The sequence below is a fragment of the Pseudomonas sp. 32A genome, from assembly GCF_052682255.1.
In genome coordinates this window covers 2488285-2500943 of the sequence record NZ_JBQYLY010000001.1, presented here as the reverse complement: position 1 = coordinate 2500943, position 12659 = coordinate 2488285, and the positions used below count along the sequence as shown (strand labels likewise).

Annotated in this window: 10 protein-coding genes; 2 read left to right on the top strand and 8 right to left on the bottom strand. The window is 61.1% G+C overall.

The window, feature by feature from the left end; all coding sequences use genetic code 11:
* The first annotated feature begins 6 nt into the window (after window positions 1–6).
* Entirely contained in the window at window positions 7–864 is an 858-nt protein-coding gene (locus ACUN0G_RS11450) for a DMT family transporter (RefSeq protein WP_445573441.1), read from the top strand.
* A 230-nt stretch (window positions 865–1094) separates the two neighbouring features.
* On the opposite strand, the gene ACUN0G_RS11445 is transcribed toward ACUN0G_RS11450, so the two are convergent.
* The 7 genes from ACUN0G_RS11445 to ACUN0G_RS11415 all read right to left on the bottom strand — a co-directional run bounded on the left by ACUN0G_RS11445 (window position 1095) and on the right by ACUN0G_RS11415 (window position 10516).
* On the bottom strand, window positions 1095–1895 hold the full coding sequence (locus tag ACUN0G_RS11445) for a tyrosine-protein phosphatase (protein ID WP_445573440.1): 801 nt from the start codon (window positions 1893–1895) through the stop codon (window positions 1095–1097).
* A gap of 20 nt (window positions 1896–1915) precedes the next feature.
* Window positions 1916–3115, bottom strand: coding sequence for a phosphotransferase (locus tag ACUN0G_RS11440; RefSeq protein WP_445573439.1), 1200 nt, complete (start codon window positions 3113–3115; stop codon window positions 1916–1918).
* On the bottom strand, window positions 3112–4137 hold the full coding sequence (locus ACUN0G_RS11435) for an amidohydrolase family protein (protein WP_445573438.1): 1026 nt from the start codon (window positions 4135–4137) through the stop codon (window positions 3112–3114). The genes ACUN0G_RS11440 and ACUN0G_RS11435 overlap by 4 nt, the downstream gene beginning before the upstream one ends.
* A 173-nt stretch (window positions 4138–4310) precedes the next feature.
* Window positions 4311–5672 (bottom strand): DUF1329 domain-containing protein, encoded by a 1362-nt coding sequence (locus tag ACUN0G_RS11430; protein ID WP_445573437.1) that lies wholly within the window; start codon window positions 5670–5672, stop codon window positions 4311–4313.
* A 26-nt stretch (window positions 5673–5698) separates the two neighbouring features.
* Complete coding sequence (locus ACUN0G_RS11425; RefSeq protein WP_445573436.1) at window positions 5699–7354, bottom strand: DUF1302 domain-containing protein; 1656 nt, start codon at window positions 7352–7354, stop codon at window positions 5699–5701.
* Between the two features lie 61 nt (window positions 7355–7415).
* Window positions 7416–8906: an aldehyde dehydrogenase family protein gene (locus tag ACUN0G_RS11420; RefSeq protein WP_445573435.1), complete on the bottom strand. Its 1491-nt coding sequence runs from the start codon at window positions 8904–8906 to the stop codon at window positions 7416–7418.
* Complete coding sequence (locus ACUN0G_RS11415) at window positions 8903–10516, bottom strand: GMC family oxidoreductase (protein WP_445573434.1); 1614 nt, start codon at window positions 10514–10516, stop codon at window positions 8903–8905. The genes ACUN0G_RS11420 and ACUN0G_RS11415 overlap by 4 nt, the downstream gene beginning before the upstream one ends.
* Window positions 10517–10755: 239 nt before the next feature.
* Here ACUN0G_RS11415 and ACUN0G_RS11410 point away from each other — a divergent pair, with 239 nt between their 5' ends.
* Window positions 10756–11373, top strand: a complete 618-nt coding sequence (locus ACUN0G_RS11410; RefSeq protein ID WP_445573433.1) for a TetR/AcrR family transcriptional regulator — start codon at window positions 10756–10758, stop codon at window positions 11371–11373.
* Between the two features lie 239 nt (window positions 11374–11612).
* On the opposite strand, the gene ACUN0G_RS11405 is transcribed toward ACUN0G_RS11410, so the two are convergent.
* Window positions 11613–12524: a LysR family transcriptional regulator gene (locus ACUN0G_RS11405; RefSeq protein WP_445573432.1), complete on the bottom strand. Its 912-nt coding sequence runs from the start codon at window positions 12522–12524 to the stop codon at window positions 11613–11615.
* Between the last annotated feature and the right edge of the window lie 135 nt (window positions 12525–12659).

Here is a 12659-nt window from a genome sequence, read left to right as displayed (position 1 = left end):
GCTGCGATGACGAATCTGTTGTTTCCCGTATTTGCCACGTTGATCTGGGCGGCCAGCACCGTGGTCAATCGACTTTCGGTGGGGGTAATCGACCCCGCCGCTATTTCGTTCTACCGCTGGCTGGTGGCATTGCTGGTGTTATCGCCCGTGTTGCTGCCCAAGGTCTGGCGCCTGCGTCACAGTATCGTGCCGTTCCTGCCCAAGCTTGGGGTACTGGGTTTGCTGGGCATGGCCCTGTATCAATCGCTGGCGTATTTCGCTGCGTACACCGTCAGCGCAACGTCCATGGGATTGATCCTGGCGACGCTGCCGCTGCTGACCATGTTGCTGGCATTCGCCATTTTGCATACCCGCCCCACCCCGTTAATGCTGGTGGGCGCGGGCGTCTCGTTTCTCGGCCTGGCGTGGCTGCTGTCGGCCGGCAACCTGCCGGCGCTTTGGCAACAAGGGGTTGGCCGTGGGGAGTTGATGATGCTGCTGGCGTCGCTGTCTTATGCGCTGTATTGCGTACTGGTCAAGCGCTGGCGCATCCCGTTGCCGACCTGGGAAAGCCTGTACATCCAGATCGCCTGCGGCACCCTGCTACTGGTGCCGGCATTCGTACTGGCGCCCTCGGTCGCCCTGACGCCCGCCAACATCCCCCTGGTGTTATTCGCCGGGCTATTCGCCTCAGCACTCGCCCCAGGCCTGTGGATGCGCGGCCTCGACACCCTGGGAGCCGAGAAAACCGCGATGCTGATGAACCTCGTGCCGCTGTTTACCGCCGTATTAGCCATAACACTGCTGGGTGAAACCTTGCACCTGTACCACGCCGTAGGTGGCGGCTTGATCCTGCTGGGTATCGCCCTCACGCAGCGAAAATAGCAATCTCCACCGCGGTTTTTGAGTTGTTTTTGATGTGGCTTGTGATCTTGATCTCAAGCGCCCCGTCGACCACGCTAGCCGGAGTGCGGGCACACCGAGCCTAGGCGAGGTGCCCGGTGGTGGGGCATTCCAACCCAAATAAAAATGCCAGCCCAGAGGCCGCCATCGCAGGCAAGCCCCGCACTTAATACGGTTTACAACCGAAAAAAATGAAGGCGCACTCTAGACCGTCATCGGGAGCAATTCCCTTCCACATTCACCGCCCAAGCCGTCAACAACGAATCACGCAAACGCTGCATACCCGCCGAGTCCAGACCGCTGAAGCAACTCAGGTAACGCTCAATCCCACCAAAATCGTTCTCGATACTGGCGTAGGCGGCCTGCAGATACTCCGGCCTCGCGTCCAGCACCGCATCAATCGCTGCCTCATTCACCGCCTTGCCCACCATGTGCTTGATCGCACTGCCCAAAGCAGCCTGGCGCAGCACGTCGAGCTGCTCGAAACGCCGAGCCGACAGCAAGTAGTCAGCCATGATGGTTTGCGGGGCCACGCCCAGCGCATGCAGCAACAACGCCACCACCACTCCGGTGCGGTCCTTGCCTGCGGCGCAATGAATCAACACCGGCGCCTGCCCTCCGACAAACAACTCGAACACCGATGCCAGGTGCGGCACCAGCATGCCAGGAAGCCGGCGATACACCTCCAGCATCGTCTGTCGTGCACCCTCCTGCGCCGGGTTGGCCGCTAACATCGCCGCAACGGCCGGGTCGGCGCGCACATCGCCGGTCAGCTCCAGGTGCACATGCCGTATGACAGATGTGGGCAGGTCACTGGGGTATCGCTCACGCTCGGCACCGCTGCGCAGATCGCACACGGTTTTGAGCCCCAGCTGCTGCAGCACCAGCCAGTCCTGCGGCGTCAGACGATGCAACTGGTCCGCCCGCAGCAGGGTGTCACCGGCAATGCGTCGCCCGCCGTAAGCCGGTAGGCCTTTGAGGCTGCGAAAGTTATCCGCACCGTGCAGGCGCATTGGCGTACTCAAGGTCACAGTCAGGCGTCCAGATGGCGTTGATAAGCCGGCGCCAATGGCCGCGCATCCTTGCCCAGGATCGGCGTGCGCCGGGGCGTGCGGCCTTGGGTCAGCAGGTTGATGGTGCCCCAGTCTTCGGCCGCCGCGAAAAACCGCTCAACCATCGGTAATCCGGTTTGCCCCCAGTCATCCATGTTCGACATCCAGGTCTGCATGCCCCACACCGGCAAGCGACGCAACTGTTCCCAGGCGGCATCCTGGCCAAGCACACCCTGCGCCCCCAGGCTGATGAGTTTCTCGCGGTACACCCGCAACAGTCGCTGGGCATCCGCTTGCCGCTCAGCTACGGTCAGCGCGCCAAGCATGAAGTAGGTGACGTCGCGCCACGGGCGCCCCCATCGCGCCAGCTGCCAGTCAAGCCAGATTCGTTGGCCGTCCTGGCGCAGGAAGCTGTTTCCCTGGTGCGCATCGCCATGAATCAGGCAACCCGGCGAAGTCTGCTCGCGCTCAAACGCAGCCATTTCATCGAAGGCATGACTGAACAATTGCGGCGAGTCATACATCCACGACGGCAGTACTCGTTGATATTCCGGCTTGCTCAGGTTCACCTGAATGTAGTTGTACATCCGCAACAGGCCGTCGCAGTCCACCGGGTTGGCCATCGACACCGGCAGCCACGCTTGCTGCTGCAACTGCGCACTGCCCCAGGTCGCGCCATGCAAGGTGGCCAGTGACTCAAGGCCCGCGGCCACACCGTCCACGCCCAGATGATCGGTGCTGTGGCCAAACTGCCCGGCGGCCAGGCCAAGGTCTTCCATGACCACGATGCCCCGACCGCCGCCGTCGGCGTCCCAGTCGGTGAAGTAGGTCTTGGGCAGAGGCGCCTGCGGCCAACTGCTCGCCACGTGATAGAAGCGCGCCTCAAGCTCGCAGATATCGCCACTTTCAAAGCCCTCCGACCAATTGGACTTCAGGCACAGGTGCGGCGCAATGCCCGCACGCCGGCCCTCATCATTCAAGGTCAGCCTGGCGCGAAACTTGGTCGTGTGGCCGTTACGCACCTGCACCGGCTCGAGCGCCAGCACCTCGATGTCGGGATAGCGTGGCTGCAACAACTGCGTCAACCACTCGGCGGTAACCTCCTGTAGATGCCGCGGCAGGCGCCCGTCACGCTGCGGATAGGGGCGCCCGGCTGGAAGTTCCAGCGAGCCATCACTCACGACGACACCCCGGCGGGCATCTTCAACTTGAGCAGTTCGATGGCGTTGCCACTGCGGATGCGATCACGGTCTTGCGTGGATAAACCCAAGCCGGCGGTCAGGTCGCCGTGGTCGTAGGCGCCGCCGAAATTGGTGCCGTAGAGCAAGCGTTCCACGCCCACCACCTCGGCCACGCCGCGCCGCAGGCCAGGGGCGTGCACGTCGAGGTCAAAGTAGAAGTTCTGCATGTAGTCCATCAGCGGGCGCTGATTGCGCGAATCCGGGGCCATGGCGCGATTGAGCTCGCTCAAGCGGCCCAACTGGAACACCGCCATACCGCCCGCATGGGTGATGTAGGTTTTCAAGGTAGGAAAGACATCCAGCGCGCCGCCGCAGATCAGGTACCAAAAGAACAAGGTTTCATCGACGCAATCGCCAACGATCGACGTGGTTTCGAATTTGTCGTCGGTGTGTTTTTCACCCCAATAGATCGACTGGTTAAAGCCATGCACCATGATCGGCACATCCAACTGCGTAAGCTTTTCCCAAACCGGGAACAGCCGCTCGTCATGCGCCTCCAGCCCATTGAAATTGGCCCCGCCCACACAGACACCCTTGGCGCCCAGTTGGGTCACTGCACGTTCGATTTCGCGGGCTGCGTTCTGCGGGTCCGCCAGGTTGGCGTGGCACCAGAAATCGAAGTGATCAGGATCGGCACGGCAGAACGCGGATAATTCATCGTTACAGACACGCGCATATTCATTGGCAAAGTCACCTGCCCAATACATAAAGCAGTGCGAAGGCGTGGACATCACCAACTTGTCGACCCCGCGCTCGGCCATCAGTGCGCGCCGACTGGCGTGGGTCATGCGCGCCAGGATATTGGCCTGCGCTTCGGCATCGGTGGCAGCCTTGGCAGGTTGTTTGGTACCCAGGGAAAAGTGGCCAACGGTCAGCCCCTGCACCTTCATGAAAGGGCCCCAGAATTCGTGACGGTTGAGCATACCTTCGGTCAACAGGTGGGCGTGGACATCAATCAGCATGGCGTTCTCCTTGTTGTTAATCATCCCTGCGGGATGAGCCATCAAAGCGGATACAGCATCCGAAATAATATAAACACATTTTGCATATCTGTTCATTTAATTCCGTCAACATGCTTGTTTCACGCAAAAAAAACGACCCTTGCGGGCCGTTAAAAGTGGAGTCGAAGGGTGAATCAGCGTTGGGTTTCCTGGGACACAATAGACTCGGGCTTCATGTCCCGCTCGGACTCTGGCACGTCATGCACGCGGTAACCGCCCTTCAAACCGTCGTTAAGCAGCGACCACATGCCCTTGTTGAAGTCATAGCTGACGTTCTTGACGGTATAGGGGATGACTTTGTCGTACAACTGCACGCCGCTGAGGAACAACGCGCGGTACAGCACCCCGCCCTGGTCCCAGGCGTCATACAAACCGGCGCCGAAGGTGTCTTCATCCAGGTAGTAAGTGCGCTTGCTGTAGACGTGGCGCTTGCCCGGCTTGAGCGTGGCTTCCACCACCCACACGCGGTGCAGTTCCCAGCGCTCGCACGCGGGGTTGGCATGGTGCGCGAGGAACTGTTCGTCCTGGCCACAGCTGAAATAGAACTTGTAGGCGTTGTACGGGATGTACATTTCTTTGCGGCCCACCAGCTTATAGTCAAAGCGGTCCTGGCTGCCGGAGAACATCTGCAATTCATCGAACAGGTTCACCCCGCCCTGGTTCGGCACAGGCGTGTCGTAGGCGAACTCCGGTGCCAACTTGATCCGGCGCATCCCCGGCGTATAACTCCAGGCACGGCGTGGCTGGCTCTGCGGGTCGAGGTAGTCGGCAAGGATGATCAACTGGCCGGCACTGCGCGCCGGGTAGCTGTCCAGCGCATAGGCGCGGTAATACAACTGCGGGTCGCGGTCCGCCTGTTTGACCTGGTAGTAAGGCGACTCTTCAAAGGTCGCGGACTCGGCGGTCTTGGTCACCGAGCCGGAAGAGTCCACCACCCAGCTGTTGGACGAGGGCGTTGTGGTGTAGCCCGCGCCTTTGTAGCGCAATTGCTGGTTCCAGATCACCTCGTTGCCGTTCTGCGGCAGCGGGAATGGCAGGCCGCCACGGCATACGGGGTCGACAGCCAGGCCGTCCTTGTTGGTGTGGCAGTTGCTGGCGTTGCGCGCCGTGGCATCGAGCACTTCCTGCGGGTACGCCGCCGTGCGGTGAGAGGGGTAGATATCCAAATAGTAGTCGGGGAATTTTTCCAGCAGTATCTTCTGCCCGCCACTGAGTTTGTCCGCGTACTGCTGCATGTTTTTCGAGTTGATCCGCAGCAGCGGTTTTTCATCCTTGAAGGGGTCGACCCAAAAGCCGCTGTCGGGCTTGAACCCAGGCGGACTCTGCCGCAGCCCGCCCTGATAAGCGGGGATCGTGCCTTCGGCGTTGCCGGCAATGATTGCACCGAACGGTGTCAGGGTTTTACCGATTTGCGCCACCTGATCGGCAGGCGCCGCCGCCAGGCTGCAAGTGGCCACGCTCAACAGCGCCAAGGCCAGGGCAAGGTGTCCGTTCATAGCAGGTACTCCGTTTATTCGCGTTATCAGATGGAGGTCTTGAAGGTGAAGGCCAGCCAGCCACGGTCGGTACCACCTACCGCACCGTTGCCCCCAATCGTGTCGCCAGGGATGCGCTTGGACTGGGCGTCACTGTCGGCGTAGCGCAGGCCGAATTCGTAACGCTGGGCATAGGTGAGCTGCACGCCGGCGGACCAGGTCAGTGCGCCTTCGTTACCGCCGCCTGCTGAAGCGGCATTGCCCGACAGGCCATAATTGACCGTCAGCGGCACGGTCATGTCCCAGGACGGGAATACCGACAAATACTGCGGTGTGTAATTGACGGCCATGGCCGCGTAGTTACGCGTGGAGCAGCCATCGCGCTTGTCGCCCGAGCCCGGCGTGCCGACCCTTGGGTCTACACAATTATTGTTGTGTTCGCCCAGGTACAACTCCTCGTGGTCCGTGACTTTACGCAGGTAGCTGTAGGCGAACTCAGCGACCAGCGTGGCGTTGGGGGCTATGAAGTTTCGCGGTACGCCGTAGACGGCATTGGCGACAAAATGCAGCGTATCGCCGCGCGGCCCTTCGTTGTCCGTAGGGTCGATGCCCACCGCATTCAGCGCCCCGCCCTTGCGATACGACACCTCGCTGCCCACCGAGACGGTGTCGAATACCCTGGAAAAACTCAAGCCAACCAGCTTGACATTGCGCGGGTAGACCAGACGGTAGCTGCCAGTGGCGGCCGAGACTTCTGGCGCGAGCCAGGGCTGGTAGTCGTCAAACTGGCGGTAGTACAGGCCGACGTTCGAACTGATCGCCTCGATCTCATACTTGGCCATCACGCCCCAGTTGGCGGAGTCGCGGCCAAACTTGGAGTTTTCCTTTTTCAAAGAAAAACCCGGGGCCACAGGCAGACGGTCGGGGCCTTCGAAAAACGGGTCCGCCGCGCCAAAATACGTGCCGCCATACGGCAACCGTGTGTAGTCCCATTCATAGAAATACTGCGCAGCCAGGGTCAGGTTATCCGTAACTTGACTCTTCGCCGAAATTTGCCCGATGGGCAAGAACACTTCCTTGGTTTCGATGCCGGGGCTGGTCACCGCTTTGGCCCCGTCCAGAGGTGCCTGGGAATAAGACACGGCATGCGCGCCGAATAGCAGCCCTTCACCCCAGTAGTTGGTGTGACGACCTGCCTTGACGTTGATCGAGGTGTCGCCCACCCGGAAGTTCTTCCACAGGAAGGCATCGAGAATTTCCCCCGAGGGCCCTGCGGCATAACGCTTGACCTCGCCGCTGTAGCGATCGCTGTCATAGCTGCTCTGGTAGCCGGCTATATGGCTGCGCACACTATCGTCGTGGTACGCCTGGTCGAACCAGCCCGCAGCGCTGACACGGGCGCCCCACTCCTTGCGAAAGGAAAAATCGATTTCACTCAAGATGTCGACGCGGTTGGTGACGATGTCACCCTTGTCGAACTTGCCATCGGACTCATCGTAACTGGGGTTGTTCATGATGCGCCGGTTCTGGTCTTCCATGCGCATGCCCAGGGCGTAACGCAGGGTGTTGTCCCAACGCAGGCGGTAGTCGGAATTCGGCAACTCGATGGCGGCTGCCAGTGGCGTACTGCCTTGGCCCACCAGTACCAGCAAGGCCAGGGTCTGCCAGGCTTGCTCACGCCACTGCTTATTTATCGGTTTCATGTAACCACCTTTTGTTTTTATTTTCAGTCGGTTGATCCACGCGCTCATCAAGGCCTCGGGGCTAGCGCCCGATGGGGTAGATGATGGATTTTTCCTGGGTGAACTCCTTGAGCCAGTTGGGCCCGAACTCGCGCCCGATGCCGGAGCGCTTGAAGCCACCGATCGGAGCGTATGGCAGGCTTCCGCTGCCGCCATTGAGGTACACGCTGCCGGCACGGATGCGCCGGGCCAGTGCATAAGCCGTTGCGGCATCGGCCGAAGCGACGGCCGCGTTGAGGCCGAACCGGGAGTCGTTGGCGATGGCCACGGCTTCATCGTCGCTGTCAAAACCAATCACCACCCCCACCGGCCCGAAGATTTCTTCCTGGGCGATCAGCATGTCGTTGCGCACATCATCAAACAGCGTCAGTTCGCTGAAAAAACCACGCGACAAATGCGCCGGGCGCCCGCCGCCACACACCAGCGTGGCGCCCGCGTCGCGTCCCTGGTGGATGAAATGCTCGACCTTGTCGCGCTGCGACGCCCGAATCAGCGGCCCCATCATCACGTGGGGGTCAGCCGGGTCGCCAACCTTCCACTGGCTGGCGACGGCCTTGGCGCACTGCACAAACGCCTCACGCACGGAGTGATGCACCACAAAGCGCGTCAGCAATGCACACCCTTGGCCAGCGTTGACCGCCAACCCGGCCACCGCACCCAGGGCGGTGGCCTGGATGTCGGCATCCGCGCGCACGATCAACGCCGACTTGCCACCCAGCTCCAGGTGCATCCGTTTCAAGGTCGGCGCGGCCTGGCTCATGATGCTGCTGCCGACGCTTTCGGAGCCGGTGAACGAGACCATGTCTACCCGGGGGTCACTGCTCAACAGGCTGCCGACTTCAATGCCGCCGGTGACAATGTTGAGTACGCCCTTGGGCAAGCCGACTTCCTCGGCGATCTGGCCGAACAGCAACGCGCTGTACGGGGTAAACGGCGAAGGCTTGAGCACCAGGGTGTTGCCCGCCAGCAGCGCCGGGAAGATCTTTGCGAGGTTGAGTAAAAACGGAAAGTTGTAGCCTGTGATACCGGCCACCACGCCAATTGACTCATGCTCAACCGTGCCACTGCCGAGGATCAGCGGGCCACCCGGGTTGAAGGGATTGGGGTTGGCATGCACAGGAATCTGCTGACTGTCGCTGTGCAGGGATTGTTCGATCGCCGTCAGCACGTGGGCCAGCGGCATATCCACCTGCATCGCGTACGTCACGCCTTGGGAACAGCCGACTTCGGCAATGATCAGTGCGGCGATCTGCTCACGCTTGCTCACCAGCGCGGCATGCATGCGCCGCAGATAGCCTGCGCGTTCGGCCATGCTCAGCCATGGCCAGGGGCCATTGTCGAATGCATCGCGGGCCGCCGCCAGTGCGGCGTCGGCGCTGTGCAGGTCGCCCGTCGGGGCCAGGCCGATCACCGCTTCGGTGGCGGGGTTGAGCACCTCCTCACGCGGGCCGTCGGCGTTGACCCAGGCACCGTTGATGTAAAGTTGGTCGAGCTGAGTAAAAGGAATAGTCATGCTGTGCTGGCTCCAGAAAGTGTGCCGGTGATCAGTTCGGCCGCACGCATAGCAATCGCCATCGCGGGGGCATTGGTGTTTCCGGATACCAGGCAAGGCATCACAGAGGTATCGACCACCCGCAGGCCCTCCACGCCGCGAACACGCAGTTGCGGGTCCAGCACCGAAGCACTGTCGGCGCCCATGCGGCACGTTCCGGAAACGTGGAAAGCGGTCTGGCCGTAATGGCGAAATGCCGCGAGGATTTGCTCGTCGCTTTGTACCTGCGGGCCGGGGGTCAGCTCCTTGACGATGAACGGCTTGAGCGCGGTTTGGGCCGCCAGGCGACGGAACCAGCGGAATAAGGCAACGGCCGAGGTGCGGTCGATTTCTGCGCTCAGGTAGCGGGCGTTGATCTGCGGTGGCACCGACGGGTCGGCAGATTGAATCCGCACCTCGCCCTGGCTTTGCGGGCGCAGAAAGTAGCCGCCGATCGTCAGGCCGGGCTGTTTGTCGATTTCCACCTTGTTGCCATCGCCGTCCATGGAATACAGGCTGACGCCAATCTGCGCATCCGGCTGCTCAAGCTCCGGCCGTGTCTTTATAAAGCCACCCGCTTCGTGGGCGGCATGCGTCATCGGGCCTTTCTTGCGCAAAAAATACTGGCCCAGCGCGCCGAGCAAACCCAGGCCATGAAAGCAGTGATTGAAACTGCCGCGGGTCACTCGGTACTGCATCGCCATGTACACATGCTCGCGCAGGTTGCGACCCACTTCGGGAGCATCCTGCACCACGGCAATACCCAATGGCTCCAGCACACTGGCAGGGCCGATACCCGACAGTTGCAACAGCTTGGGCGACTCGATGGCGCCGGCGCACAACAGCACTTCGCGGCGTACCTGAAAGCGCGCCTTGCCTGCACGAATCTGCACGCCAATGGCCCGGCGACCGTTGAACTCGATGCGCTGTACGTCGGTCCCGGTCATCACCGTGAGGTTCAGGCGCAAACGCACTGGGTCGAGGAACGCCTTGGCGGCGCTGAATCGCTGGCCGTTCCAGGTGGTTTGCGGCTGGTAACCGAAGCCGCCCTGGCGCACCGAGTCCACGTGGTTGGTGTCGTCGGTGCGTGCCGCGCCCAACTCGCCGGCGGCGCTGATCACCGCATCGCACAAGGCATCACCCGCCGGGTGTACGGTGACCTTTAACGGACCGCCGACACCGCGCCACTGGCTCTTGCCCAACTGGTGATCTTCCAGCGCGACAAACTGACGCCCCATGTCGGCCCAGCCCCAACCGACACACCCCTGGGCTTCCCAGCCGTCGTAGTCCGCTGGCGCTCCGCGCACATACACCATGCCATTGACCGAGCTGGAACCGCCGATGGTCCTGCCTTTGAGCCACTGCTCACTGGCCATGCCTTCGCCGCGCTCGGCCTGGTAGTTCCATACATGAGGGTTGCCTGGGTTGAGCAATTTACCGATGCCACGTGGCATGGCGATCAGCGGGCTGGTGTGGTCCGGGCCGCTTTCGATCAGCAGCACCGAAACCTTCGGGTCGGCAGACAAACGATTGGCCAGCACGCACCCCGCCGAACCCGCCCCGATAATGATGTAGTCATAGATAGTGCTCATTGTTGTTCTCCAGGATCTCTGACGGACCGCAGAAAACATAAGGCGCCGGGCAGCAACCCACAACGAACAGAACCGCGAATCTGTTCGACATCGCAGCTTTTAATTAACACTTTTTTGAAAAATGTCCTAAAACTAAGATGCTTGTCTTGGCGGTCGATGCCATGATTCAAGCCTCAACGCCGAGGTAAATCCTCTCGCCTGGCGCCAAGATTCCTATAAGAAAGCTGCTGAGGTACCGGATGACACACGCCGCCCCCGCACAAAGGCTCGACAACACGCACTGCCACCAGCGCCACCTGCTGCGCTCCCAGCGAACTCGCGATCTGCTGCTGGATAACATGTATCGACTGGCTCTGGAGAAGGACTACAACGAAATCACCGTGCAGGATCTGCTCGACCGAAGCGGTGTGGCGCGCTCGACGTTTTACGCGCACTTTCGTGACAAAGAAGACCTGATCATCGCCGGCTACGAAATTATCGGCGTACCGGCCACCAAGCTCACCGACGCCCAGGGCGACCGGCGCGTAGTGCTGGACGTCTCGACCTGGCTGTTTGGCGCCACCGAACGTCATGCCGCACTCACCACATCGTTCTTCAGCGGCGCCGGACACCGCGTGGTGCTGGCGCACCTGGAAAACATCCTGATCATTCAAGTACGCGAACACTACCGCGAGCAGGGCCTGTACCAGGCCACAAAACTACGCGGAGAAGTCGCCGTGCGTTGCTTCGTCGGCGCGTTGCTAGGGTTGTGGCTGTGGTGGGTACGCCATGATTATCCGGGCTCGGCGCAAGACATGACGGAGGCTTTCGACACGTTGATGAATGATGGGAGCTGGCCTGGTCCTTCGCCGGCATAGGCCTAACGTGATTATTGCTCGGCTCATGCGCGGCTTTTGATCTGCTGTTGATCTGGATCTCAGGCACCCAGTCAACCAGGCTGGCCGAACCAAGGCTTAAATTCGCGGGTAACCCGGCAGCACGACGGCCCACACGTCTGCTCCGGTTTGGATCCGGCAAATGGAGGCGCCTGGGAGGCCGCCACAGGAGCAGCCTCCCTCGCCACACAACCCGCCAATCAACATCCGCGCACAAACACTCAGGACGCACACGCCATAATCAGAAACTGCCTAAACGCCTCGGCCGGCCGCGACAGAGCCCGATCTGGCAACCAGATCAACCCCAACTCCATGGGCGGAATCACGTCCACCAACGGCCGTATCTCGATTTTCTTACCCTCCAGCGACCAAGCGCGGTACAGCATGTCCGAAAGAATCGTCACCCCAAACCCATGCCCCACCAAACCTCTCAGCGCCTCCAGCGACGACGTGCGAAATGCCACCTTGGGCGCCAACCCCCGCGATTCCCAGTAACGCAGCGTCGAGGTGTCGCCTTCATCCAGCGTGGCGAGGATATACGCATGCTCGGCAACGTCTTCAAGGTTGATCGACGCCGCCGCCATCAGCGGGTGTTGGCTGGAGAGCCAGAGCTGGCGCCGCGAACGAATCAGCACATGGTGGGCAAACCCGCGCAGGTCCGGGGTGTTGGACACAATTGCCAGGCCCAGGTCCAGCTCGCCACTGCTGACGGCGGCCTCGATGCTCTGGCGATCCAAGTCCACCAGGTCAACCTCGACCAACGGGTAGCTGCGTTTGAAACGCGCCAGCAGGGCCGGCAAAAAATACCCCAGCACCGTGTAGGAAGCGCCAACCCGTACCGTGCCTTGCATCCCGTGGCTGAGAAACAGTGGCTCGCTGAGTGCGTCTTGCAGCGTGTCGAGGATATGCCGGGCATGCTGGGAAAACTTATTGCCTTCAGCCGTCAGCGCAACGCCGTAGGGCAAGCGATCGAACAGGCTGACACCGAGCGACTCCTCCAGTTGCAACACTGCGGCGGTGATGGCCGATTGTGAGACGTGCACCTTGAGTGCCGCCTGGGAAAACTGCCCGGCGTCGGCGGCGGCCACGAAATAGCGCAACTGGCGCATGGAAATATCTTTGCCTTTGGTCATCTGATTTCCTGATACCTGCCACCTGAATATATGAAACAGCTCAGTCCGCGCGCTGGGTACACTCGGGTCAGGCTGCGCCCCTTGGAAGCGCTGACCCTCGAATTTCAGCACCAACAATAAAAATCGCTGAAGGTA

Excerpts from the sequence above, each read along its gene's own strand:
- ACUN0G_RS11405 (WP_445573432.1), bottom strand. The coding sequence starts at position 12,524 with ATGACCAAAGGCAAAGATATTTCCATGCGCCAGTTGCGCTATTTCGTG.
- ACUN0G_RS11415 (WP_445573434.1), bottom strand. The coding sequence starts at position 10,516 with ATGAGCACTATCTATGACTACATCATTATCGGGGCGGGTTCGGCGGGG.
- ACUN0G_RS11410 (WP_445573433.1), top strand. The coding sequence starts at position 10,756 with ATGACACACGCCGCCCCCGCACAAAGGCTCGACAACACGCACTGCCAC.
- ACUN0G_RS11425 (WP_445573436.1), bottom strand. The coding sequence starts at position 7,354 with ATGAAACCGATAAATAAGCAGTGGCGTGAGCAAGCCTGGCAGACCCTG.
- ACUN0G_RS11450 (WP_445573441.1), top strand. The coding sequence starts at position 7 with ATGACGAATCTGTTGTTTCCCGTATTTGCCACGTTGATCTGGGCGGCC.
- ACUN0G_RS11430 (WP_445573437.1), bottom strand. The coding sequence starts at position 5,672 with ATGAACGGACACCTTGCCCTGGCCTTGGCGCTGTTGAGCGTGGCCACT.
- ACUN0G_RS11435 (WP_445573438.1), bottom strand. The coding sequence starts at position 4,137 with ATGCTGATTGATGTCCACGCCCACCTGTTGACCGAAGGTATGCTCAAC.
- ACUN0G_RS11445 (WP_445573440.1), bottom strand. The coding sequence starts at position 1,895 with ATGCGCCTGCACGGTGCGGATAACTTTCGCAGCCTCAAAGGCCTACCG.
- ACUN0G_RS11420 (WP_445573435.1), bottom strand. The coding sequence starts at position 8,906 with ATGACTATTCCTTTTACTCAGCTCGACCAACTTTACATCAACGGTGCC.